Here is a 22,718-nt window from a genome sequence, read left to right as displayed (position 1 = left end):
GGTATGAGTGCAGACCGCCTGAGGCAGATCACCGACGCCGTCCGCGCGAGCGGCAGCCGCACCGTCACGGAGCTCGCGGAGCTCACCGGCGCCTCCGAGATGACCGTCCGCCGCGACCTGGAGGCCCTCGCCGCCCAGGGGGTGCTGGAGCGCTACCGGGGCGGGGCGCGGACCCTGCTGCTGCGCGGGGAGGAGACGCCCTTCCCGCTGCGCGCCCGCGACGGGCTGGAGACCAAGCGGCGCATCGCCGCCGAGGTCGCGGCCCTGCTGGCGGACGGCGAATCGGTGGTCCTGGACAGCGGGACCACCTGCCTGGAGGTGGCCCGCGCCCTGCACGGCCGCCGGCTCACCGTCGTACCGCTGTCCCTGCACGCCGCCAACGCCCTCGCCGACGCGCCCCGCATGACGCTGCTGCTGCCGGGCGGGGCGCCGCGCAAGGGCGAACTCGCCCTGACCGGGCCGCTGACCGAGGCCTCCCTGGCCGCCCTGCGCTTCGACACCGCCGTCATCGGCTGCTGCGGCCTGAGCGCGGAACACGGCCTGACCGCCTACGACCTGGCCGACGCCGCCGTCAAGCGCGCCGCGATCGCCTCGGCGCGCCGCGTCATCGCCGTCACCGAGTCCGCGAAGCTCTCGCACACCGCCCTCGCGCACGTGCTGCCCGCCTCCGCGCTGCACGCCGTGGTCACCGACGAGGGGGCGCCGCAGGACGAGACCGACGCCCTGGCCGCGGCCGGCGTCACCATACGGAAGGTGTGAGGCGGTGGAGGAGATCCTGCTCTTCGACCTGTTCGGCGTCATCGCCCGGCACCAGTCGCCGCAGGGCAGGGCGCGCCTGGTGGAGGCGGCCGGGGTGCCCGGGGAGGCGTTCTGGAAGGCGTACTGGGCGCTGCGGCCGGCCTACGACAGCGGGGCGGTGGACGGTCCCGCGTACTGGCGCCTGGTGGCCGGGGCGCTCGGCACCGCCTTCGGCCCGGAGCGGATCGCCGCGCTGGTGGAGGCGGACATCGCGAGCTGGAGCGCCGTGGACGCCGAGATGGTGGACCTGATCGGGGAACTGGCCGCGTCCGGGCGGCGGATCGCGCTCCTGTCGAACGTCCCGGAGGAGCTCGCCGTCCACTACGAGCGCCACCACCCCTGGCTCGCGCACTTCGAGGTGCGGGGCCTGTCCTGCCGCATCGGGTACGCCAAACCCGCGCCCGGCGCCTACGCGTGGTGCCTGCGCGCGCTGGACGCGCCGCCCGGCCGGATCCTGTTCGTCGACGACCGGCAGGAGAACGTCGACGCCGCCCGGGCCCTCGGCATCCAGGGCCACCTCTTCACCTCGGCGTCCGCGCTGCGCGAGGCCCTCTAGAGCAGCCGGGCCATGCCCACCGACGCGGGTGCGGTCTCGGCGAAGCCGTACTGCGCGTACAGGTGCCGGGCGTCCCCGTCGGCGATCAGGGACACGTACGTCCCCTGCGGCGCGCGCCGTTCCAGCTCGGCGGTGAGCTCCGCCATGATCAGTTTGCCGAGGCCCCGGCCCTGGTGGTCGGGGAGCACGCAGATGTCGACGATCTGCAGGAAGCAGCCGCCGTCGCCGATGATGCGGCCCATGCCGACGGTTTCGCCGTCGTGGCCGACCGTGACGCAGTGCCAGGAGTTGGGCAGTCCGATGGCGGAACCCTCGACGCTCTTGGCGCCGAGCCCGGTCGCGCCGCGCAGCCGGCGGTAGGTGGCGACGTCGGGGACGCCGGGGCGGATCTGGTACGCGGCGTTCGCCGTTGCGGGGGTCATCGGTGTCCTGTCCGTCAGGGGTGGAGGGGGCGCTGGTTCAGGAGGGGCGTGCGTCTTCGAGGAGCTCGGGGCCGTTGTTGCGCACGCTGTTGACCGCCGTGCTCACCGCGCGGGCCGCGAGCCGGCCTCCGGCGGGGGCGGCCAGCAGGGCGCGCAGGGCCTCGGGGTCCTGGTGCGCGGGGTCGAGCCAGGCGTCGTAGTCGGCGGGGACGAGGGCCAGCGGCATCCGGGGGTGGACGCGGCCGGCGGCGTCGGTGGCCTCGGTGGTGAGGACGGTGCAGGTCGCCCACCAGGCGGCCGGGTCGTCCGCGTCGGGGACGGACGGGTCGCGCCAGAACTCGTACAGGCCCGCCATCGCCATCACCGTGCCGTCCTCGGGGCTGATGAAGTACGGCTGCTTGTAGGCCTTCGCGGACCCGGCCGCCGGGACGGCCTCCCATTCGTAGAAGCCGTCGGCGGGCAGCAGGCAGCGGCGCTTGGCGAAGGCCCGGCGGTAGGCGGGCTTCTCCGCCACCGTCTCGACCCGGGCATTGATCATCTTCGCCGCGCCGCCCGGCCCCTTCGACCAGGACGGCACCAGGCCCCAGCGCAGCGCCCTCAGCTGCCGCTCCAGGACCCCGCTCTCCCGGTCGGCGCGTTCGAGCACCGCCCAGACCGGATCCGTCGGGGCGACGTTCCAGCTGGGCGGCAGGACGGGGCCGGGGGCGGGGGCCGGGACCTGGAACAGGCCCGACAGGTCCTCGGGACCGCGGGTGGAGACGTATCGGCCGCACATGTCACCCAGCCTGCCACGCGGCCCGGCCACGGGGCGCGGCCCCGGGGCCGGTGTGTCAGCTGTAGAGGTCGTTCAGGCCGTACTGGGGGCCGTAGTAGCGCTCCAGTTCCTCCAGCGACTGCTCCGGCTTCTCCAGGGCCTTCGAGATGCTCGCCCGGGAGGGCGCGGCCCCGGGGTCCCAGGTGTCCGTCTCCCACAGGCCGGAGCGCAGGAAGGCGCGGGAGCAGTGGAAGTAGACCTCCTCGGTCTCGACGACCAGGGCAAGCGCGGGCCGGTGGCCCTGGACGGTCATCGTGTCGAAGAACGGGGCGTCCCGCAGCAGCCGGGCCCGGCCGTTGACCCGGAGGGTGTCGCCCCGGCCGGGGACCAGGAAGAGCAGCCCGACGTGCGGGTTGGCGAGGACGTTGCGGTAGCTGTCCGCGCGGCGGTTCCCGGGGCGGTCGGGGATCACCAGGGTGGTGTCGTCGAGGACCTTGGCGAAGCCGGGCGGATCGCCCTTCGGGGAGACGTCGCAGCTGCCGTCGGCGGCGGAGGTGCCGATCAGGCAGAGCGGGGACCGGGCGATCCACTGCCGGTGGTGCTCGTGCAGGGAGCGCCGCCCCTTCCGGGCGGCCACGTCCCCCACCGGGCCGAGGAGTGCGCGCAGTTCGGCCTCGGAGGTGATCTCCACGGCTCCGGTCTGTTCCATCGTCGGTCTCCCCCGGTTCGGACCGCGGGGGTGACGGCCCACCCCCGGCTCGGCGGTCTCGTGATCACTCTACGGACCCGGTGCCGCCCCGGGTGGTGCGGGCCTCGGGCGGCACCGTCCCGGAGGGCGCGGCCGAACGGCCCGTCCGCGACGGACGGGCCGCCCGGTACCCGTCGCCGCCGCGCCCGGATGCGCCCGCGCCGGACCGGCTCCAGGGTGGAGGCATGGAGCACGCGCCGATCGTCGTCCACCGCATCTCCCCCTCGGGCGGCCGCCGGGTCACCCTGCGCATCGGGGACCACGACACGGCCCTCGGCACGGCGCACAACGACGCGGACGTGATCGAGTTCCTGCGCCGCGCGGAGGTCCCGGACCCCGGCGAGGCGGTCCTCGGCGTTGCGCCGGGGCTCGTCGAGTGGCAGGGCGACGCCCCGCACGTCTACGAGGCCGAGCCGGCGGACACCGACGTCCCCTGAGGCTCCCGCCGGGGCCTCATTCCGGCCAATGAATGACGCGTGCATGACATTTCAAGACCGCTGTGACACATTCCGTGGCGCACTCCGCACCGCCCTCGCACCACACCCCCACAAGGACGTGTCACAGAGGAGCGACATGATGCACCGTGCGAAACTCGCCGTCGCCGCACTGGCCCTCGCGGCCACGGCCGGCACCGCCACGAGCGCCGCCGCCTTCGGCACCGCCGCCGACCAGAAGGTCGACGGCGTCATCGTCGTCGCGGGCAACACCTGCACCTGGACCAACGCCCGCACCAGCGCCAATCCCCCCAGCGCCCTCACCGTCGACCGCACCAGCATCAACCGGCCCGGTGGGAACCTCGCCTGCGACGGGGGCATCACCGCCACCCTCAACAACAACCCGGCCTTCACCTTCGACTCCGCCGGGGCCTCCGCCCGTACCGACCTGATCGACATCACGGGCCAGCAGAGCTTCGTCTCCTGCCGTTACAAGGCCACCAACATCCTGTGGGACCGCGACGCGGCCACCGGGAAGTACGTCAACCGCGCCTTCACCGCCACCAAGGCCTCGGGCAGCTTCCTGTGCCCGGGGTCCGTGACCACGGCGGCCGGCGGCGCGTCCATGCTCTTCCACTGACCGGCCCGCACCCGCCGCGGCGGCACCGCCGTCCCCACCGGACGGCGGTGCCGTGCGGCTCCGCGCCACGGAAGGCACCGCGCCGCGGGACGGCACCACCACCCGATGGCCCCGACCGGGTCGCCGGGGCCGCGGCGGGGCAGCAGCATGGTGGGGAGTCCGCCCGGGTGAGGAGGCGCCGGTGATGGCCGATGCGCAGCCCGGACCGCCGTCCGGCGGCCCCGGAGCGGGAACTCCGGCGGCGGGCGGCCTGCTCGACGTGCTCGGGGTGGCCGCCGTGGTGCTGGACGCCGAGGGGCGCATCAGCCTGTGGAGCCCGCAGGCGCAGACCCTCTTCGGCTACCCGGCGGAGGAGGCCCTCGGGCAGTACGCGGCGACCCTGCTGGTGGACGAGCGGGACCGCGAGGAGGTCCTGGAGCTGTTCGCCCGGGTGATGTGGGGCCAGGGCGCGTGGGCGGGTTCCTTCCCCGTACGCCACCGGGACGGCCACAGCGTCCTCGTGGAGTTCCGCAACATGCGCCTCCAGGCCGCCAACGGCCGGCTCTACGCCCTCGGCCTGGCCTCGGAGCAGGCCACCCTGCGCCGCGTCGAACGGGATCTGGCCCTGTCCCTGCGCATGGTCGACCAGTCCCCCATCGGGCTGGCCGTCCTCGACACGGACCTGCGGTACGTCCTGGTCAACCCGGCCCTGGAACGCATCAACGGGGTGCCGTCCGAGCGGCACATCGGGCACCGGATCGCCGACATCCTGCCCTTCCTGGACGCGTCGGCGGTCGAGGCCAGCATGCGGGAGGTGATGGCGACCGGCGCTCCCCTGCTGGACCACTTCACCACCGGCCGGATCTCCCAGGACTCCGGCGAGCGGGCCTGGCTGGTGTCGATCTACCGGCTGGAGGACCAGGCCGCCCGGGTGATCGGCGTCGCGGTGTCGGTGGTCGACGTGACCGAACAGCACCGCACGGCCGTGTCGGCCGCCCACGCCCGCCGCCGCCTGGCCCTGATCGCCGACGCCTCCGTGCGCATCGGCACCACCCTCGACCTGGACATCACCGCCCGGGAACTGGCCGACGTCGCCGTCCCGGAGATCGCCGACATCGCCGCCGTGGACGTCCTCGACACCATGCTGACGGGGCCCCGGCCGGGCGAGGACGCCGACGAGCGGGCCGTGCGGTTCCGCGCGCTCGCGGTGAAGTCGGCGTACCGCAGCCCCGCCGAGGCGGCGGCCGACCCGGTCGGCGACGTGGCGTCCTACCGCCCCGAACGGCTGGTGGCCCGCTGCGCCCGCACCGCCCGGCCGGAACTCGTCCCCCACGTGCGGCCCGAGGACCTGCCCCGCATCGCCCGCGACGAGGCGGCCGCCCGGCTGCTGGCCGAGGCCGGGGTGCACTCGTACCTGGCGGTGCCGCTGATCGCCCGCGGCCAGGTCCTGGGCACCCTCGACCTCAAACGGGCCCGCAACCCGGTGCCGTTCGGCCCCGACGACGTGCTCCTCGCCTCCGAACTCGCCGCCCACGCGGCCGTGTCCATCGACAACGCCCGCTGGTACCAGCGCCAGCGGCACGCGGCCCTCGCCCTCCAGCGCCACCTGCTGCCCCGCCACCCCCCGGCGGCTCCCGGCCTGGACATCGCCTACCGGTACCAGCCCGCCGGCGCGGCCGACGAGACCGGCGGCGACTGGTTCGACGTCATCCCGCTCACCGGGGACCGGACCGCGCTGGTCGTCGGCGACGTGATGGGCAGCGGCATCAACGCCGCGGCGACCATGGGCCAGCTGCGCGCCACCGCCCGCGCGCTGGGCCGGCTCGGCCTCGACCCGGCCACGGTGCTCACCCACCTCGACGCCGCGACCGGCGACCTCGGCGAGGCCATGGCCACCTGCGTCTACGCCGTCTACGACCCCCACACCCGGCTGTGCCACATCTCCACCGCGGGACACCTGCCGCCCGTGCACCTGCGCGGCGGGCGCCCGCCCCGGCTGCTGCGGCTGCCCACGGCGGTGCCGCTGGGCGTCGGTGGCGTCCCCTTCGGCAACACCGCCGTGACCCTCGCCGAGGGCGACGAGCTGGTGCTCTACACCGACGGGCTGGTCGAGACCCGCGACCAGGACATCGACACCCGCCTGCTGACCCTGACCGACCTCCTCGCCGGCCCCCACCGCCCCATCGAGGAGACCTGCGACCTGCTGCTGTCGGCGCTGCGCCGTCCCGACACGCACGACGACGTCGCCCTCCTCGTCGCCCGCGCCCTGGGCTGAGCCCCCGGCCGCACCCTCACCCGGGCGCGGGCCGCGCGCGGATCCGGGCGGCGAGCACCGCGACGTCGTCCTCGGCGTGGCGGGCGTCGAGGCCCGCGACCACGGCGTCCACGGCCTCCTCGGCCGTCCCGCAGACCGGCAGCCGCAGGCCGGTGAGCCGGGCGAGGGAGCGGTCGATGTCCTCGCCGCGCCGCTCGACCAGCCCGTCGGTGTAGAGGACCAGGGTGTCCCCGGGGCCCAGCGGATGGGCCGCCGACTCGTACCCGCCCAGTCCCGTGCCCAGCGGCGGCCCCACCGGTACGTCGAGCAGCCGGCCGGTGCCGTCCGCCGCGAACACGGCGGGCGGCAGGTGGCCGGCGCTGGCGTACAGAGCGGTGCCCCGCGCGGGGTCGACGCGTACCAGCAGGCAGGTGGCGGCGCGCCGGGCGGCGTCCTCGGCGACCAGGGCGTCGAGCTGGCGCAGGACCCGGTGCGGGGCGAGCTCGGTGGAGGCGACCTCGCGCAGGGTGGAGCGGTAGGCGTTCATGTCCACGGCGGCGTCCAGGCCGTGCCCCATGACGTCGCCCACCACCAGCAGGGTCCGCCCGAAGTGCAGCCGGACCGTCTCGAACCAGTCCCCGCCGACCAGCGCGCTCGGCCCGACCGGTAGGTAGCGGCCCGCGACCAGCAGGTTCGGGTGGGGCCGGCCGGGGTCGGCGACCAGGGCCCGCTGCAGGTCGAGGGCGACGGACTCGGTCGCGGCGAGCCGTCTGGCGTGGCGGACGTGCAGGGCGGCGAGGCGCGCGGCGAAGTGCAGGGCGGCGGCCTCCCGGTCGGTGAACGCCCCGCCGGTGCGGACGGCGAGGACCGTGCCGTACGAGGTCCCGTGCCGGGCCAGCTCGACGGACAGGCCGTGCACCGGGGGGTCGCCGGGGCGCAGGGTCCAGCTGCGCAGCGGATGGCCCCCGTCGAGGGCGACGACGGCGGGCCGGACGGCCGGCCCCGGGGCGCGCAGCAGGGCGGTGGCCCCGGCGGCGGCCACCCGCTCGGTGCGGCCGTCGGCGGTCAGGTCGACGGCCGCCGCGTCGCACAGGGTGCGGAAGAGGAAGCCGGCCAGTTCCCGGCAGGTGGTGCGCTCGTCGTCGGTCGTGCCGATGGCCTCCAGCGCCTCCAGCGCCCCGTCCGGGTCCGGTGCGCGGCCGTCGCGGTCCGACAACGTCTCCTCCGACCGGCGGGCGGCCCCCTGCGGGCCGCCGGTCGGTCCATTCCACCAGCCCCGGAGCGGCGGGGCCGGTGGAGCGCGCCGGGCGGTCACCTGGCGGGGGTGAGCCGCTCCCAGAGGAAGGAGGCGACGAGGGCCTCGTTGAACGCCGTCTGCCGGTGGTCGGTGGCGCCGGCGTGGCCGCCGCCGATGTGCTCGTGGAAGAGGACGGGGTGGCCCAGTTCCCGCAGCCGGGCGGCCGCCTTGCGGGCGTGGCCGGGGTGGACGCGGTCGTCGCGGGTGGAGGTGAGCAGCAGCAGGGGCGGGTACGCGGGGCCGTCGGCGGTCATCCGGTGGTACGGCGAGATGTCCTCCAGGTGGGGCCGGTCGGCGGGGTCGTCGGGGTTGCCGTACTCGGCGGTCCAGCTGGCTCCGGCGAGGAGCTTGTGGAAGCGGAGCATGTCCAGCAGCGGCACGTGCGAGACGACGGCGCCGAACAGGGCGGGGTCGCGGGTGAGCATCGCGCCCATCAGGAGGCCGCCGTTGCTGCCGCCCTCGATGCCGAGCCGGGCGGGGGTGGTGATGCCGCGCGCGGTGAGGTCGCGGGCGACGGCGGCGAAGTCCTCGAAGGCCCGGACCCGGTTGGCGCCGAGGGCGGCCTGGTGCCAGGCGGGCCCGTACTCGCGGCCGCCCCGGATGCCGGCGAGGACGTACGTGCCGCCGCGGGCGAGCCAGGTCCGGCCGTTGACGGCGCTGTAGGCCGGGACCATGGAGACCTCGAAGCCGCCGTAGCCGTAGAGCAGGGTCGGGCCGGGGCCGGGCCGATCCTCGGGGCCGACGACGAAGTACGGGACCCGGGTGCCGTCGGCGGAGGCGGCGAAGTGCTGGCTCACCTGGAGCCCGGCGGTGTCGAAGAGGGCGGGGGCCTGCTTGAGGACCTCGGTGCCGGCGGTCCCGGCCTCGCCCCGGGCGAGGGTGGAGGGCTGGAGGAACCCGGTGACGCTGAGGAAGTACTCGTCGCTCTCGTCGGGGTCGGTGCCCCACGCGGAGGCGGCGGACAGCGGGGGCACGCCGTCCAGCGGTGCGCGGGTCCAGCCGTCCGGGCCGGGGGTGAGGAGTTCCAGGTGGGAGGAGACGTCGGCGCGGGTGCCGAGCAGGAGGTGGTTGCGGGTCCAGCTGTAGCCGGCGAGGGCGGTGCGCCCGTCGGGGGTGAACAGGACCTCCGCCGTGCGGCCGCCCGCCCGGAAGTCCTCGAAGCCGAAGGCGAGGAGGCTGCCGGCGGGGTGTCCCAGCCACGGGGTGCGGGGCTGGACGATCAGCCACTGCCGGTGGATCCCGGCGCGGGCGTCGTCCGGTACGTCGATCTTCTCGGGTGCCGCGGCCGGGTCCTCGGGGAGCAGGAAGAGCTCGCCGTTCCAGAAGTCGGTCTGCCGGGACACGAAGTCGCGCTCGAAGCCGGGGGTGTCGTCGTGCCAGCCGCTCGCGGACAGGTCCCCGGGGCCGGCCTCGTAGACGAGTTCGGCTTCGGCGAGGGGGGTGCCGCGGCGCCAGCGGCGGACCTGGAGGGGGTAGCCGGAGGAGGACATGGAGCCGGGGCCGAAGTCGGTGCCGATCCAGAGGTGGTCGGCGTCGATCCAGTCGACGCGGGTCTTGGCCTCGTCGACGGCGAAGCCGCCCTCGGTGAACTCCAGGGTGTGGAGGTCGAACTCGCGCACCACGCAGGCGTCGGCGCCGTCGCGGGAGAGCATGACCAGGGCGTGGCGGTACTCGGGGCCGAGGACGGTGCTGCCGGCCCAGGCCCACTTCTCGTCCTCGGCGGCGGCGAGGGCGTCGAGGTCGAGGAGGGTCTCCCAGGCGGGGTGCTCGGTGCGGTACTCCTCCAGGGTGGTGCGCCGCCAGACGCCGCGGAGCCGGTCGGCGTCCTGCCAGAAGTTGTAGAGGTGGCGGCCGCGGCGGACCACGTAGGGGATGCGCCCGTCGTCGTCGAGCACCTCGCGCACCTCGCGCTCCAGTGCCTCGAAGGCGGGGGCCGTGGTCAGCGCGGCGACGGTCTCGGCGTTGCGCTCACGGACCCAGGAGAGTGCCGCCTCCCCTTCCACGTCCTCCAGCCACAGGTAGGGGTCGTGGTCGTGCGGGCCGCCGGGGGCGGCGGGGGTCTGTTCGCTCATCCGGCGATTGTGCCGGACGCGGGCGGGCCGGCGGGGACGGTTCCGCTCCCGCCGGCCCGCGCGGCCGGTTCCCGGCCTAGGCCGCCGGGGCGTGGTGGAGGCGCTCCAGGAGGGCCAGGTCCTCGTCGGTGAGGTGCAGGGCGCCGGCGGCGACGTTGTCGGCGAGGTGGTCGGGGTTGCCGGTGCCGGGGATGGCCAGGACGTGGGGTCCGCGCCGGAGGGTCCAGGCGAGGCGGACCTGCGCGGGGCTGGCTCCGTGGGCGCGGGCGACCGTGAGCAGTTCCTCGCTCTCGGAGCCGGCGGCGCCGCCCTCGCGGCCCGCGGCGGCGATCGCGTAGAAGGAGACGAAGGCGATGCCCTGCTCCCCGCAGGAGCGGACGAAGGCGTCGTACTCGGGCCGTACTCCGATGCCGTACATGTTCTGCACGCAGACGACGGGAGCGATGGCCTGTGCCTCGGCGAGCTGTTCGGGGGTGACGTTGGAAACGCCGAGGTGACGGATGAGGCCGGCCTCGCGGAGTCCGGCGAGGACGCCGAAGCGTTCGGCGAGGGAGTCGGTGCCGAGGACGCGCAGGTTGACGACGTCGAGGTGGTCGCGGCCGAGCTGGCGCAGGTTCTCCTCGACCTGTCCGCGCAGCTGGCCGGGGCCGGCGTGGGCGGCCCATTCGCCGGCGGCGTCGCGGGTGGGGCCGACCTTGGTGGCGATGACGAGGTCGTCGGGGTAGGGGCCGCCGAGGGCGCTGTTGATGAGCTCGTTGGCGGAGCGGAGCGGGGAGAAGTAGAAGGCGGCGGTGTCGATGTGGTTGACGCCGAGTTCCACGGCGCGGCGCAGGACGGCTATCGCCCGGCTCCTGTCGCCGGACCGGGCGGCGGCCCGGAGCGCCGGGCCGTCCTGCGGGAGGCGCATGGCGCCGAAGCCGATGCGGTGGACCTCGAGGTCGCCGAGGGTCCAGGTTCCGGACGCGGCTGCGGTGATCGTCTCTGTGGGCATCCGGAGATGATCACGTGCGGGGCGGGCCCGCCGCCAGGGGGTTTGGCCGTGCCGCACGTCTCACCGCACAGTAGACAGTGTCTACAAGGTTCTGGTAGACACTGTCTATGCCCATGGAACCGGATGTACCGCTGCGCGAGCGGCTGATCGACGTCGGGGTGGAACTGGTCAGGTCCGAGGGGACCGGCTCCCTCGGCCTGCGCGAGATCGCCCGCCGTGCCGGGGTCTCCCACGGCGCGCCCCGGCGCTACTTCCCCACCCACCAGTCGCTGCTGTCGGCCATCGCCCGGCGCGGCTTCGGCGAGCTCGGCGCCCGCTTCCTCGCGGCCGGCGCCGACCGGCCCGCGCCCCGGGACCACGTACGGGCGCTCGGACGGGCGTACGTGGCCTACGCGCTGGAGCAGCCGGGCATGTTCGCCCTCATGTTCCGGCACGACCTGCTCGACAGCACCGGCCAGGAGGCCCCGGGAGGCCCCCGGCTGCGCGAGCAGACCCTCCCGCTGTTCGCGCTGCTGACCGGGCTGGTCGGCGCCTGCGGGGCGGCGGAGCCCGAGGTGTCGGCGGCCGCGCTGTGGGCGGGGCTGCACGGGGTGGCGCAGCTGTGGGGCTACGGCAGCCTGCCGCTGGTCCTCGGGGGCGGGGCGGACGGCGGGGCCGGCCCGGGTCTGGACGCGCTGGTGGACGCCGTCGTGAACGCGCACCTGGGGGCGGGTCCCGCATGAGGGAGCGGCTCGCGCTGGCGGTCAGCGCGGCCGGGGCGATGCTCGTGGCGCTCGACGGCACGGTGCTCGTCGTGGTCCAGCCGGCCCTGCGCCGCGACCTGGGGGCCGGGGTGGCCGCGGTGCAGTGGACGAGCACCGCCTACCTGCTCGCCGTCGCCGCGTTCCTGGTCGTCGCCGGACGCCTCGGGGACCGCTACGGGCACACCCGGCTGCTGCTGACGGGGGTGCTCGGCTTCGCCGCCGCGTCGGCGGGGATCGCCCTGGCGCCCGGGGTCGGCTGGGTGATCGCGCTGCGCGCCGCGCAGGGGCTGTTCGGGGCGCTGCTGCAGCCCGCGACGCTGGCCCTGCTGCGGCTGGCGTACCCGCCGGAGCGGCTGGGGCGGGCGGTGGCGGTGCGCACCGGAGCGATCGGGGCGGCCGCGGCGGCGGGGCCGCTGCTGGGCGGAGCGCTGGTCGCGCTGCTGGGCTGGCGGGCGGTGTTCCTGCTCAACGTGCCGGCCGCGCTGCTGATCGCCGGCCTCGCGCTCGCCGTACGGGTCCCCGCGCCGCGGTCGTGGGAGACCGGGCGGCTGGGGGCGACCGGTCCGGTGCTGCTCGCGGCGGCGCTGGCGGTGGCGGTGCACGCGCTGGCGGGCGTACCGGAGTACGGCTGGACGGCGGCGCCCACGCTGCTCGGGTGCGCGGCGGCGGCCGGGCTGGGGGCGCTGTTCGTACGGGGCGAGCGGCGGGCGCGGCTGCCGCTGGTGCCGGCCGCGGTGGCGCGGTCGCGGCCGGTGGCGGCGGCGGTGGCGCTGCTGCTGGCGGTGTCGGCGGGGATGTTCGGGGCGCTGTTCACGGCCACGTTCCTGCTCCAGGACGTACGGGGCCTCAGCCCGCTCGCCACCGGGGTCCGGGTGCTGCCGCTGACCGCGCTGATGGTGGCCGGGGCACCGGTCGCGGCGGCCGCGCTGCGCCGGTTCGGGGCGCGGCGGACGGCGCTGGCGGGCACGGCGCTGGTGGTGCTGGGGATCGCCGGGCTGGGCACGGGCGGCGGGGTGGCCTTCGGGGTGCTCGGGGCCGGGTTCGCGGCGGTGATGGTCACCGCCACCGGGACCGTGGTGGGCGACGCCCCCGCAGGGTACGCCGGGGTGGTGGGGGGGCTCAAGCAGACCGCGATGAACGTGGGCCCGACCCTGGGGATCGCGGTCGCCGCGGGCGCCGGGGCGGGAGCCGCGGGGTCGGGTACCGCGGGCGGGCCGCTGGGGGCCCTCGCGGCCGTGGCCGCCCTGGGCCTGGCTCCGGCCCGGCTGCTGCCGGGCCGGAGCCGGGAGCCGGCGCGGGCCGGGCAGGCGGGTCCGGCAGGGCAGGCGGGTCCGGTCCAGTAGGCGGGTCCGGTCCAGTAGGCGGGTCCGGTCCAGTAGGCGGGTCCGGCCCGGCGTGGGGGGCCGGGCCGGACCCTGTCGGGGGGTCAGGGGGTGAAGGTCCAGCGCTGGGCGGCGGCGCCGGTGCAGGCGGCCCGGGTGAGTCCGGTGCCGTTGGCGGTGCCGGAGCCCGCCGGGGCGAGGCACTGGCCGGCGCTGCGCAGGCTGCCGTCCGGGCCGGGCTGCCAGGTCTGGCCGGGGCCGGCCGCGCAGGCCCGTACGGTGACCTTCGCCGGGTCGGCGGCGTCGAGGCAGACCCCGTCCAGGCCGGTGAGGCGGCCGTCGTCCCGGAGGGTCCAGCGCTGGTTGGGGCCGCCGTGGCAGGTGTAGAGGGTGGGTGCGGTGCCCGGGGTGGTGGCGCTGTGCGGGAGGTCGAGGCAGCGCGAAGACGCCGCGTTGACGAGGGTGGCGTCGGCCGGGAGCGGTGCCGGGCGGCCGGTGAGGGTGATCTCGGCGGCACTGGTCCAGGGGCCGCGCCCGCCCGCCTCGGTCAGGGCCCGCAGCCTCAGGTAGCGGCCGGTCCGGGGGGCGAGGGGGACCGTCTTGGCGGCCGGGGTGTCGGCTAAGGTGCCGGTGGCGGCGGGACTGCCCCAGTCGGCGGTGGTGTCGGACAGGTAGACCTCGTAGCCGCCGATCCGGCCGTTGGACCCGCCGTCCTGGCGGGGCAGGTAGCCGAGGCCGTCGACGGCGTAGCGGGCGCCGAGGTCGATCCGGATCTCGTGCGGCAGGGCCGCCGGCTTGCCGGAGGACCAGGCGGTGTGCCACAAGGTGGCGGGGTCGCCGTCGAAGGCGTTGGCCGCGGCCCCGTTCTCGGCGGCGGTCTCCTGGCTGTCGGCGGACACCAGGGACCAGCCGGACTGCGGGACGGGCGTGGAGGTGACCGGGATCGCCTCGGCGGCCGGGACGGAGGTTCCGGTGGCGGTGACGCCGAACGCCCCCGTCTTCTTACCGGTCTTGACCCACAGCACGCCCGCCCGGTCGGCGGGGTCGAAGAACCAGCCGGTGGCGGCCGCGTCGTAGGCGGCCTTGTCGGCGAGGCGGGGCAGGGCGGTGCCGTCCGCCGTGAGGGCGCTGGGGGCGGAGGCCACGTGGAGGGTGAACTCGTAGCCGCGCGCGGCAGGCTGCCCGGCGTAGCTGCCCGTGGGGGCACCGACGGAGACGGTGACCGTGCCGGGGCCGGACGCCGGGGCGCTGACGTCGACGCGCTGGCGGGCGTAGGCGCCGGAGGCGTGGGCGCGGGTGCGGCCGTCGTCCTCGTACAGGCTGAAGGTGGAGGCGCCGCGCGGGTGGATGTCGTAGGTGAGGGTGTCGACGGGCTTCTCGCCGGAGTAGTTCATCTGCGGCCACATCGGCACGACCGCCCCGCCCTTGACGAACAGCGGCAGGGTGTCGAGGGGGGCCCGGTAGCCGTTCAGCCAGCCGGGGCCCGCGTACGTCTTCCCGGTCCAGTAGTCCGTCCAGGTCCCGGCGGGCAGGTAGATCCCGTCGCGGACCGAGGTGTCGGAGACGACGGGTGCGACGAGGAAGGAGTCCCCGGCCATGAACTGGCCGCTGGTGAGGTTCCCCCGGGCGACCGGGTCGTCGGGGTACTCCAGGACCATCGCGCGGGTGCTGGGCACTCCGGTCTCGTGGGCGGTGCGGCTCATGGTGTACAGGTAGGGCATCAGCCGCATCTTCAGCTGGAGGTACTTGCGGTTGATGGACAGGTAGGGCTCGGCGAACCGCCAGGGCTGCTTGTCCTGGTAGCCGGCCGACGGGTTGGTCGCGCCCCAGCCGGACATCGTCATGAAGGCGGGCGTGAAGGCCTTCCACTGGAGGTCGCGGACGTACGTCTTGGGGCTGCCGCCGAAGATGCCGTCGACGTCGCCGGAGGCGTAGTTGAGGCCGGACAGGCCCGCGCCGGCGATGGCGGGGACGTGCCAGCGCATGTCGTCCCAGGTGCCGTGGGTGTCGCCGGTCCAGACGACGGCGTTGCGCTGGGTCCCGGCCCAGCCGTCGACGGTCCACACGTAGCGGCGGGCGTCGGAGTTCTTCTCGATGCCGTCCACGGCCTGCTGGACGCCCTGGAAGGCGGTCTTGTAGCCGCCGCCGATCCAGGCCACGTCGGTCTTGACGCCCCGGCTGCCCGCGTTGCCCACCTCGTCGGCGATGGAGCCGAGCCCGGTGGAGGTCCACAGGCCGGTCTGGAACCCCTTGGCCTTCAGTGCGTCGACCGTGGACTTCAGGGGCGCGGTGTAGCCGCAGCCGTAGCCGTCGTTGGGCAGGAACCAGCCCGAGGGCATGTCGGCGGCGCGGGCGTCGGCGGCGTAGCCGGCCACGTCGGGCGTGGTCTGGTGGCGCGGCCGGCCGTGGTCGCCCTGGTAGTCGGGGTTGGAGGCGTTGAAGCAGTCGGCGTTGCCCAGTTCGAAGCCCCACATCGGCGCCATGAAGGGCTTGCCGCTGACGTCGGTGTACGCGTCGAGGACGGACTTGAGGGAGTCGCCGGTGAAGTACCAGGCGTCGAAGCGGGTCTCGTCGTGGGTGAGGGCGGTGGGCGCGTCGAAGGCGTACGAGCCCGGGGCCCAGGTGTTGCGCATGACGCCGTAGTCGTTGGTGGACATGTAGAAGGGAGCGGGGCTGGCGTTGTCGTTCTCGCGCCACTTGTTGTCGACGGCGACGGGGACGGTCTTGCCGCGCAGCGCCCATTCACCGAGCCGCAGGCCGGTGCCGTAGAACTGCTCGTCGGCGCCGCGCGCCAGGTACTGGGTGGTCTTGCCGCCGCCCCAGCTGGTGGGCCGGGTCTCCTGCCAGACGGGCGTGGTGTCGTCGGCGCGGTAGACGGAGAACTGCAGGGGCGACTTGTTGACCCGGATGGAGAGCGATCCCGTGGTGATCCGGAAGTGGGTGCCCGCGTCGGTGTAACTCGCGTTCACCGGGCCGAAGTCGGTGGTGGTGGCGAGGTCGGTGCCGGCCGGGTCGTCGGTGAAGGACCCGTCCGGGGAGAGCCAGAGGCGGAAGACGTCGGCGCGGGCGACGACCACGCGGGCCTTGGCCCCGCTGGTGGTGCTCACGGTGAAGGTGCCGCCCGACTGGGCCAGTCCGGTGACCGACCCCGCCGTGGCCGCCGGGGCGGCGGCCGCGCGGGCGGTGGCGGGCCCCGTCGCGGCGAGGCCGGCGGTCGCGAGCGCCGCGGCGAGCAGGGCCGCGAGGCGGGTCCGGTGGCGGCCGGGGCGCCCCCGGCGGCGGTGCTCGGGTGGAGGGTCGTGCCGGACGCGCCTCGAAAACGGTCGAGGGGGACTCGTCGGACTCATGGGGCAGCTCCTCGTGCGGTCCGGATCGCGGACACACCGCCTTGGCATGCACCCGGCAAGATAGCGGACTCGGGCCGCCCATTTGAAGGAACCTGCTCGAAGTCGTCTGATAGCAAGCAGATTTGAGCATGAAGAGGCCCGGACGGGAAGCCGTACCGCCGGCTTCGCCGCCCGGGCCGGGCCGCCCTCAGGCGACGGTGACGCGGATCTTGGACTGGCCGTGGCCGAGCTGCTCCCAGTCCTCCATGAAGCGGGCCTTCAGCCCGTGCCCGGCCGCGAGGTCCACGAGGGTCTGGGTGCGGTAGTAGAAGTCCTCGCGCAGGACCTGGTGTTCGGCGCCCTCGGTACGGTCGAAGGTGAAGTCGAACCAGCCGCCGGGCGCGAGGACGCGCTCCACGTGCGCGAGGCACTCGTCGATGATCCCGATCGGCGAGTGGGAGAACACGCTGTGCGCGTGGACCACGTCGAAGTGGCGCTCGGGGAGGAAGTCCAGGGTGAGGTCCTGGGTGATCGTCAGGTGCGGGAGCTTGTCCTGGAGTCCCCGCCCGGCCAGCGTCCCCTTGGCGGCGATGAGGATGTCCGGCGAGATGTCGATGCCGTAGTAGTGGCCCGTCTCCAGGTGCTCGATGAAGCGCCATCCCGCGCGCAGGTTGCCGCAGCCTATGTCGAGCATGCGGTGGCGCGGGGTGAGGCCGTGCGCCACGAGGTAGTCGAACTGCATCTTGCCGAGGGCCAGCCAGCGCTCGTGGGTCTGGCTGCCGACGGCGGCCTCCGGGTTGCGGCCGGTGTCGGAGGCCATGACGGCCCGGTAGTAGCCCACGTGGTCGGGGTGCTTGAGGCGCAGCCAGCGGTCGCGCGCGGCACGGCGTACGTACGGGGCGATGCGGGTCGGGTTGCCGAGCGCGTAGCGGACCTTGTGGCCGAGGCCGGCGCGGTTCGCGGTGAGGTTCTTCTTGGTGGCCATGAGGGGTCCCCCAGGAGTGCGGACGGAACGGGCGGGACGAGCGGAACGAGCGGGCGGAAGCGCGGACGGAGCGGACGGGCGCGGCGGTCAGGCCGTCCGGCGGCGCAGGACCAGGAGGGTCAGGCCCACGAGTGCGGCCGCGGCCCCGAGGTAGAGGGCGGTGTCGATCCACTGGAAGGTCCAGAAGTCGCCGCTGGGATAGACCTTGTGGTAGCGGCCGGTGAAACCGTGCTCGGCCATGCAGGCGCGCATCTCGTCGCCCGAGGTCTGGCAGACCTTCATGATGGAGTGCTCCCGCCCGTCGGGCGTGATGTAGCCGAACTGCCCGGTGGACCAGGCGCTGCCGACGAGCCGCTTCGGGGTGTCGCCGGGGGTGATCCGGGTCTCGGGGGCGATCCAGGCGGTGCGGAAGTACGTCACGAACACCATCGCGGTGCCGATCGCCGCCAGGGCCGCGCCCATGGCGGGCAGCACGCGGCGCACCAGCAGGCCCGCGAGGGTGCCGGCGGCGAGGCCGAACAGGGCGCAGGCGACCGGGGCCGGGCCGGTCGCGTTGTAGACCGCGGCGTCGTGCCAGTAGGGGCCGTCGAGGGTGTTGGCGATGGGCAGCCACCACCAGGCGACGAGGGCGCCGATGACGGCCGCCACGACCACGGCGACCAGGGCCGCGAGGCCGAACCGGGCCGCGAACCAGCGGCGCGGGCCCACGCCCTGGGTGAGGGCCAGCTTGAACGTGCCCGTCTCCAGTTCCCGGCCGATCAGCGGGGCGCCCCAGAACACGCCGATCAGGGCCGGTACCGCGATGCCGAGGGCGCCGAGGGCGCGGATCCCGGTGGAGTTGCCGTCCATGATCTGGAAGGTGGCGGGGCTCTCACAGCCGCCGTTCCACCCCGGACAGGGCACCCATCCGGTGGCCTCGATCAGCTCCGCCATCTCGGAGCGCCGGTACGTCACGTACGCCGCGCAGAGCACGAGCACGGCGAGCGCGGACAGGATCATCAGGCGCTGCTGGCGCCAGGCCAGCCACAGGACGCCCTTCATGCGGCGGCCTCCTTCTCGGCGGCGGCGCGGGGGGCGCGCAGGTGGGCGAGCAACAGGGTTTCCAGGGACGGGGTCTCGGCGATCCAGCGGCCGTCCCCGTCCGGCGGGGGCGTACGGACGAGCGCGGTGACCTGGCGGCCGGCGACGGCGGAGTGCACGACGCCGGCGCGGTCGATGCCGCGGGGCAGCCCGTCGGGCTCCGCCGGATCGGCCCTGCCGGTGATCCAGGTGTGCGCCGCGCAGAGCTCCTGGACGTCGCCGCTGAGCCGGGCGGACCCGTCCTTGAGGAGGACCACCCGGTCGCAGACGTCCTCCAGTTCGGCCAGGACGTGCGAGGACATCACGATGCCGGTGCCGTGCTCGGCGGCCTCGGCCATCAGCAGGGCCATCACGTCGTGCCGGGCGACCGGGTCGAGGTCGGCCAGGGGCTCGTCCAGCAGCAGCAGGTCGGCGCGCTTGCCGAGTACGAGGGCCAGCGCGACCCGGGTCCGGTTGCCGCCGGACAGCGACCCGATCCGGGCCCCGCCGTGGATGCCGGAGCCGGTGAGCAGCTGCTCGGCGGCGTCCTGGTCCCAGTGGCCGCGGTTGAGGGCGCGGCCCATGCGCAGGGTTTCGGCGACGGTGAAGCCCGTGTGCAGCGGCTTCTCCTGCGCGAGGAAGGCGGTGCGCCGGCGGGCCCGGGGGGTGCCGGGGGCCTCGCCGAAGACGCGTATCTCCCCGCTGGTCGGGCGCAGCAGGCCGGCCGCGAGCTGGAGCAGGGTGCTCTTGCCGGCGCCGTTGGGGCCGACGAGGGCCGTGACGCGGCCCGCGGGCAGCTCGACGTCGCACGCGTGCAGGGCCCGGTGGCCGCCGAACTCCCGCCCGAGCCGGGTGGCCCGTAGTGCCGGCGGGTGGGTCGGATCGCTCACGCCGTTTCCTCTCTCGACTGTCCGGGCCGTCCGGGCCCGGAGGGGTTGAAGCTCTCTTCCACGGCGGCCGCGATGAGCGCCGTGACGTCCTCCCGGTCCAGTCCCGCCTCGCGGGCCTGCGCCATCCAGCCGGCCAGGGCCAGCCGCAGCGGCGAATCGGGGGCCGCGCCGGGGTGCGAGAGGGAACGGCGGACGAAGGTCCCCGCTCCCGGGCGCGGTTCGACGAGCCCTTCGCGTTCGAGCTCCCGGTACGCCTTGAGGACGGTGTTGGGGTTGATGGCGGTGGCCGCCACCACCTCCCGGGCCGTCGGCAGCCGGTCCCCCGGCTCCAGCACGCCCAGCCGCAGGGCCTGTTTGACCTGCGTGACGAGCTGCAGATAGGTGGCGACGCCGCTGCGCCGGTCTACTCGGAACTCCATTCCTCCACCTCATTCCACTAACACGTTAGTGGAATAGTGCAGACTGGGTGAGGGATCGTCAAACCGGCGGAGTATGACCGAACCGTCACAGCCGGTCGGGGTGGGAACGCGGAGGCCAGGACGGACATCTAGGTGATCGGCGGGCCGGTGACGGCCGCGCCCACGTGACGGCGAGAACCGGCGCAGCCGGGTGTGAACAGCAAGGTGGGGCGTGGATGAAGGCGGAAACGGTGGCGGACGGCACGCGGGGCGGCCGGGGCCCGGTGGAAGACGGGGCGCGTGTGCCGGCCGGGGACGAGCCGGGCGGCCGCGCCCCGGCCGGGAGTGAACCGGGGTCCCCCGACACCGAGTCCGCCGAGGCCCTTGCCGAGCACGGGACGAGCGCACCCGCAGCCGGGCCAGCCGAACGCGAAGCGGACGCCACCGACGCCCCGGCCGGGCGCAAAACAGGCACCTCCGGAGCCGGGCCCACCGACGCCCCGGCCGGACACGGAGCGGGCACCCCGGGAGCCGGGCCCGCCGACCGCCCTGCCGGACGAGGAGCGGACGCGACCGACCCCGCGCCCGACGACACCGGCACCGGGCGCGAAACAAGCACCCCCAGGCCCAAGTCCGCCGATGCCCCGGCCGGACACGGAGCGGGCACCTCCGGGGCCGGGCGGGGAGCGAGCGCGCCCGAGGGCGAACCGACCGACGCCCGCGCCGGGCGTGACGCAGGCACCTCCGGGGCCGAGTCCGCCCATGCCCCCGCTGGGAGCAAGGCGGGCGCACCCGACGCCGAGTCGACGGCCGACACCGAACCGGCCGGGCGTGGAGCAGGCGCCTCCAGGGCCGAGTCCGCCGATGCCCCTGCCGGAAACAAGGCGGGTACGTCCGCCGGCGGGCCGGCCGACGCCCCTGCCCGGCGTGGAGCGGACGGACCCGAAGCCCGCGCCGGGCAGGAGGCGGCCGTGACCGGCGCCGGGTCGGGGACCGATGCCCGGGCCGCGCCCGGACCGGCCGGCCGTGCGCCCGGGTCCGGCGATGCCCCGGCCGCGCCGGAGGACGGCATCCCCGCCGACGGAACCGGCCCGGGATCCGCCGACGTCGGCACCCGCCCGGACGGCGGCGCCCCCTCCGACCCCCGGCTCGGGCGGGAGGTGGCCACCCCGCGCCCGCAGGACGGCGTCCCCGGCGCACGCGGGCCCCAGGCGGCGGCTTCCGCACGCCCGGAGGGCGGCCGCCCCTCCGGGGGGAAGGCCGTTGTCGGCGGCGGCTCCCGGCCGGAGCCGGAGGACGGCGGCGCCCGGGAGGGGAAGGCCGAGGTCCGCGCCGATGGCGGGGCGGACGACGACGAGCCGGCACGGGAGACGAGCGCCCCGGGCCCGAAGGGGCGCGGCCCCGCCCGGGAGAAGGCCGCCGGCTCCGAGCCGGAGGACACCGGGTCCGCCGCGGTGGAGCCCGTGGCGGGACGGCCGGAGGGGGGCGGCGACCGCCCCTCGTGGGCCCGGCCGGGCAGGGCGCCCGAACGGCCCCGCCCGTCCTGGGCGAAGGGCGAGCAGACCCCGGAACCGCGCGCGGCAGCGCAACCGCACGACCCCGAGCGGACCAGCGAGTTCGTCGCGCTCAAGGACCCCGACGCCCCCACGCCGCCGAAGCCGGCCCCCGCACCCCCGCAGCGCCCCGCGCCCGCCGTCCTGGAGCCCACCCGCGAGGCCCCGCTCCCGCCGCTGGAGCTGCTGGCCGAGCTGACCAACACCGCTCCGCCGCCGGAGACCGTACGCCGCACCCTGACGCGCCGCGTCAAGGTGTGGACGCCGATCGTCCTGCTGCTCGGCGGTGCCGTCGTGGGCGCGCAGCTGCTGCGCCCGCTCCCCGCACCGGCCTTCGTCACCACCCAGGCCTCGCACACCATCGAGGGCTCGACCGCCATCCCCTGGCCGGCCAAGGGGCAGGCGGCGGTCCGCCTGCCCGGCTCCGGGGACATCCGCACGTTCGGCGAACAGAAGCCGGTCCCGACGGCCAGCGTGGGCAAAGTGATGACGGCGTACGTGATCCTCAAGAACCACCCGCTGCGCAAGAACGAGCCCGGTCCCGCCATCGAGATCGACGCCAAGGCCGTCGCCGAGGGGAAGTCCGAGGACGAGTCCCGGATCAAGGACCTCACCCTCGGTCAGAAGTTCAGCGAGCAGGACATGCTCAAGATGATGATGATCCCGTCGGCCAACAACATCGCCCGCCAGCTGGCCCGTTGGGACAGCGGGAACGACGAGGCGGCCTTCGTCGCGAAGATGAACGCCGCCGCGAAGGAACTGGGGATGCGGGACACCGCGTACACGGACCCGAGCGGCCTGGACGCCGGGACGGTCAGTACCGCCGTCGACCAGCTCAAGCTCGCGGAGGCGGTGATGCGGGAGGAGGCGTTCCGCGACATCGTGGAGATGGCCTCGTCCCCGATCAAGGGGCGGACCGAGGGCGTCGGCAACAACAACACCCTGCTCCAGGTCCGCGGTCTGGAGGCCGTGGGCATCAAGACGGGGTCCAGCACCCCGGCGGGCGGCACCCTGATGTGGGCCGCGGAGAAGAAGGTCGGCGGCGAGAGCCCGCTGATCCTCGGCGCGATGATGGAGCAGCGCGTGGACGGGCCGGACCCCAACGCCGCGAAGAGCCTGGAGCTGGTGCTGAACAACAGCCGCAAGATCATCGAGGCCGTCCGCAAGGCGCTCGCCCCGGCCACCGTGATCCGCAAGGGGCAGCTGGTGGGCCACGTGTCCGACGGGCTCGGCGGCTCGACCCCGCTCGTGGCGACGAAGGACCTCACCGTGATCGGGGTCCCGGGGCAGCAGCTGCGGCTCTCGCTGGGCGCGGGCGCCAAGCCGCTGCCGCACGAGGCCAAGGCGGGCACGGAGGTCGGGCTGCTGACCGTGGGCGACGGGGAAGGCGCGAAGAGCGTGCCCGTCGCGGTGGGCACGGACCTGGTCGAGCCCTCGTTCGGGGCCCGGGTCATCCGCCTGTCCTGAGGCGGGAGAACGGGAGAAGCCGTGGTTGCA

General features: G+C 75.3%; 19 protein-coding genes. 8 read left to right on the top strand and 11 right to left on the bottom strand.

The features are described from left to right. Positions 1-3 precede the first annotated feature (3 nt). Both ACIPW5_RS16790 and ACIPW5_RS16785 read left to right on the top strand, forming a co-directional pair. A complete protein-coding gene (locus ACIPW5_RS16790) occupies positions 4-759 on the top strand; it encodes a DeoR/GlpR family DNA-binding transcription regulator (protein WP_401245295.1) in 756 nt (251 codons plus the stop codon). Between the two features lie 4 nt (positions 760-763). Next, the gene (locus ACIPW5_RS16785; RefSeq protein WP_401245293.1) at positions 764-1,354 is read left to right on the top strand and encodes an HAD family hydrolase; all 591 of its coding nucleotides are present in this window, start codon (positions 764-766) and stop codon (positions 1,352-1,354) included. Here the strand turns inward: ACIPW5_RS16785 and ACIPW5_RS16780 are convergent. The 3 genes from ACIPW5_RS16780 to ACIPW5_RS16770 are packed head-to-tail and all read right to left on the bottom strand — an operon-like array spanning position 1,351 to position 3,239. Next, complete coding sequence (locus tag ACIPW5_RS16780; RefSeq protein ID WP_401245291.1) at positions 1,351-1,776, bottom strand: GNAT family N-acetyltransferase; 426 nt, start codon at positions 1,774-1,776, stop codon at positions 1,351-1,353. The two genes, ACIPW5_RS16785 and ACIPW5_RS16780, sit on opposite strands and share 4 nt — an antisense overlap. Positions 1,777-1,813: 37 nt before the next feature. Beyond that, positions 1,814-2,551, bottom strand: a complete 738-nt coding sequence (locus tag ACIPW5_RS16775) for an SOS response-associated peptidase (protein ID WP_401245289.1) — start codon at positions 2,549-2,551, stop codon at positions 1,814-1,816. A gap of 55 nt (positions 2,552-2,606) precedes the next feature. Further along, positions 2,607-3,239, bottom strand: a complete 633-nt coding sequence (locus ACIPW5_RS16770) for a pyridoxamine 5'-phosphate oxidase family protein (RefSeq protein ID WP_401245288.1) — start codon at positions 3,237-3,239, stop codon at positions 2,607-2,609. Between the two features lie 224 nt (positions 3,240-3,463). On the opposite strand from ACIPW5_RS16770, the gene ACIPW5_RS16765 reads away from it, so the two are divergent. The 3 genes from ACIPW5_RS16765 (at position 3,464) to ACIPW5_RS16755 (ending at position 6,606) form a co-directional block, all read left to right on the top strand. Beyond that, the gene (locus ACIPW5_RS16765) at positions 3,464-3,715 is read left to right on the top strand and encodes a hypothetical protein (RefSeq protein WP_401245286.1); all 252 of its coding nucleotides are present in this window, start codon (positions 3,464-3,466) and stop codon (positions 3,713-3,715) included. A gap of 136 nt (positions 3,716-3,851) precedes the next feature. Further along, the gene (locus tag ACIPW5_RS16760) at positions 3,852-4,352 is read left to right on the top strand and encodes a hypothetical protein (protein WP_401245284.1); all 501 of its coding nucleotides are present in this window, start codon (positions 3,852-3,854) and stop codon (positions 4,350-4,352) included. Between the two features lie 184 nt (positions 4,353-4,536). Beyond that, positions 4,537-6,606 carry a SpoIIE family protein phosphatase gene (locus tag ACIPW5_RS16755; protein WP_401245283.1) on the top strand — a complete coding sequence of 690 codons (2,070 nt, stop codon included), beginning with the start codon at positions 4,537-4,539 and terminating at the stop codon, positions 6,604-6,606. A 16-nt stretch (positions 6,607-6,622) separates the two neighbouring features. Here the strand turns inward: ACIPW5_RS16755 and ACIPW5_RS16750 are convergent, their stop codons facing one another. The 3 genes from ACIPW5_RS16750 to ACIPW5_RS16740 all read right to left on the bottom strand — a co-directional run bounded on the left by ACIPW5_RS16750 (position 6,623) and on the right by ACIPW5_RS16740 (position 10,945). Next, positions 6,623-7,801 carry a PP2C family protein-serine/threonine phosphatase gene (locus ACIPW5_RS16750; RefSeq protein ID WP_401245281.1) on the bottom strand — a complete coding sequence of 393 codons (1,179 nt, stop codon included), beginning with the start codon at positions 7,799-7,801 and terminating at the stop codon, positions 6,623-6,625. A 95-nt stretch (positions 7,802-7,896) separates the two neighbouring features. Continuing rightward, positions 7,897-9,954: a prolyl oligopeptidase family protein gene (locus ACIPW5_RS16745; RefSeq protein WP_401245279.1), complete on the bottom strand. Its 2,058-nt coding sequence runs from the start codon at positions 9,952-9,954 to the stop codon at positions 7,897-7,899. 76 nt (positions 9,955-10,030) lie between these two features. Then, a complete protein-coding gene (locus ACIPW5_RS16740; RefSeq protein ID WP_401245277.1) occupies positions 10,031-10,945 on the bottom strand; it encodes an aldo/keto reductase in 915 nt (304 codons plus the stop codon). Positions 10,946-11,058: 113 nt separating this feature from the next. Between ACIPW5_RS16740 and ACIPW5_RS16735 the strand changes: the two genes are divergently transcribed. Next, on the top strand, positions 11,059-11,667 hold the full coding sequence (locus ACIPW5_RS16735) for a TetR/AcrR family transcriptional regulator (protein ID WP_401245275.1): 609 nt from the start codon (positions 11,059-11,061) through the stop codon (positions 11,665-11,667). Then, a complete protein-coding gene (locus ACIPW5_RS16730; RefSeq protein ID WP_401245274.1) occupies positions 11,664-13,031 on the top strand; it encodes an MFS transporter in 1,368 nt (455 codons plus the stop codon). The genes ACIPW5_RS16735 and ACIPW5_RS16730 overlap by 4 nt, the downstream gene beginning before the upstream one ends. A gap of 83 nt (positions 13,032-13,114) precedes the next feature. Here ACIPW5_RS16730 and ACIPW5_RS16725 read toward each other — a convergent pair whose 3' ends face one another. The 5 genes from ACIPW5_RS16725 to ACIPW5_RS16705 form a co-directional block, all read right to left on the bottom strand. Continuing rightward, complete coding sequence (locus ACIPW5_RS16725; RefSeq protein ID WP_401245272.1) at positions 13,115-16,357, bottom strand: TIM-barrel domain-containing protein; 3,243 nt, start codon at positions 16,355-16,357, stop codon at positions 13,115-13,117. A 187-nt stretch (positions 16,358-16,544) separates the two neighbouring features. After that, positions 16,545-17,321: a class I SAM-dependent methyltransferase gene (locus ACIPW5_RS16720; RefSeq protein ID WP_401245271.1), complete on the bottom strand. Its 777-nt coding sequence runs from the start codon at positions 17,319-17,321 to the stop codon at positions 16,545-16,547. 87 nt (positions 17,322-17,408) lie between these two features. Further along, positions 17,409-18,362 (bottom strand): transporter, encoded by a 954-nt coding sequence (locus tag ACIPW5_RS16715; protein WP_401245269.1) that lies wholly within the window; start codon positions 18,360-18,362, stop codon positions 17,409-17,411. Continuing rightward, positions 18,359-19,270 (bottom strand): ABC transporter ATP-binding protein, encoded by a 912-nt coding sequence (locus tag ACIPW5_RS16710; RefSeq protein ID WP_401245267.1) that lies wholly within the window; start codon positions 19,268-19,270, stop codon positions 18,359-18,361. The genes ACIPW5_RS16715 and ACIPW5_RS16710 overlap by 4 nt, the downstream gene beginning before the upstream one ends. Further along, positions 19,267-19,689 carry a GntR family transcriptional regulator gene (locus ACIPW5_RS16705; RefSeq protein WP_401245265.1) on the bottom strand — a complete coding sequence of 141 codons (423 nt, stop codon included), beginning with the start codon at positions 19,687-19,689 and terminating at the stop codon, positions 19,267-19,269. Before ACIPW5_RS16705 ends, ACIPW5_RS16710 begins: the two co-directional genes overlap by 4 nt. 215 nt (positions 19,690-19,904) lie before the next feature. Here ACIPW5_RS16705 and ACIPW5_RS16700 point away from each other — a divergent pair, with 215 nt between their 5' ends. Beyond that, positions 19,905-22,688, top strand: coding sequence for a serine hydrolase (locus ACIPW5_RS16700; RefSeq protein ID WP_401245263.1), 2,784 nt, complete (start codon positions 19,905-19,907; stop codon positions 22,686-22,688). Positions 22,689-22,718 lie beyond the last annotated feature (30 nt).

This window comes from Streptomyces sp. NPDC090077 (genome assembly GCF_044747545.1).
Taxonomy (GTDB): domain Bacteria; phylum Actinomycetota; class Actinomycetes; order Streptomycetales; family Streptomycetaceae; genus Streptomyces.
Note: the sequence above shows the minus strand (reverse complement) of the source record. Positions and strands in the feature narration are given on the sequence as shown.

Bases quoted from the DNA above. Each gene is read 5' to 3' on its own strand.
- ACIPW5_RS16790 (WP_401245295.1), top strand. From the start codon at position 4: ATGAGTGCAGACCGCCTGAGGCAGATCACCGACGCCGTCCGCGCGAGC.
- ACIPW5_RS16780 (WP_401245291.1), bottom strand. From the start codon at position 1,776: ATGACCCCCGCAACGGCGAACGCCGCGTACCAGATCCGCCCCGGCGTC.
- ACIPW5_RS16775 (WP_401245289.1), bottom strand. From the start codon at position 2,551: ATGTGCGGCCGATACGTCTCCACCCGCGGTCCCGAGGACCTGTCGGGC.
- ACIPW5_RS16770 (WP_401245288.1), bottom strand. From the start codon at position 3,239: ATGGAACAGACCGGAGCCGTGGAGATCACCTCCGAGGCCGAACTGCGC.
- ACIPW5_RS16765 (WP_401245286.1), top strand. From the start codon at position 3,464: ATGGAGCACGCGCCGATCGTCGTCCACCGCATCTCCCCCTCGGGCGGC.
- ACIPW5_RS16760 (WP_401245284.1), top strand. From the start codon at position 3,852: ATGATGCACCGTGCGAAACTCGCCGTCGCCGCACTGGCCCTCGCGGCC.
- ACIPW5_RS16755 (WP_401245283.1), top strand. From the start codon at position 4,537: ATGGCCGATGCGCAGCCCGGACCGCCGTCCGGCGGCCCCGGAGCGGGA.
- ACIPW5_RS16745 (WP_401245279.1), bottom strand. From the start codon at position 9,954: ATGAGCGAACAGACCCCCGCCGCCCCCGGCGGCCCGCACGACCACGAC.
- ACIPW5_RS16740 (WP_401245277.1), bottom strand. From the start codon at position 10,945: ATGCCCACAGAGACGATCACCGCAGCCGCGTCCGGAACCTGGACCCTC.
- ACIPW5_RS16735 (WP_401245275.1), top strand. From the start codon at position 11,059: ATGGAACCGGATGTACCGCTGCGCGAGCGGCTGATCGACGTCGGGGTG.
- ACIPW5_RS16730 (WP_401245274.1), top strand. From the start codon at position 11,664: ATGAGGGAGCGGCTCGCGCTGGCGGTCAGCGCGGCCGGGGCGATGCTC.
- ACIPW5_RS16725 (WP_401245272.1), bottom strand. From the start codon at position 16,357: ATGAGTCCGACGAGTCCCCCTCGACCGTTTTCGAGGCGCGTCCGGCAC.
- ACIPW5_RS16720 (WP_401245271.1), bottom strand. From the start codon at position 17,321: ATGGCCACCAAGAAGAACCTCACCGCGAACCGCGCCGGCCTCGGCCAC.
- ACIPW5_RS16715 (WP_401245269.1), bottom strand. From the start codon at position 18,362: ATGAAGGGCGTCCTGTGGCTGGCCTGGCGCCAGCAGCGCCTGATGATC.
- ACIPW5_RS16705 (WP_401245265.1), bottom strand. From the start codon at position 19,689: ATGGAGTTCCGAGTAGACCGGCGCAGCGGCGTCGCCACCTATCTGCAG.
- ACIPW5_RS16700 (WP_401245263.1), top strand. From the start codon at position 19,905: ATGAAGGCGGAAACGGTGGCGGACGGCACGCGGGGCGGCCGGGGCCCG.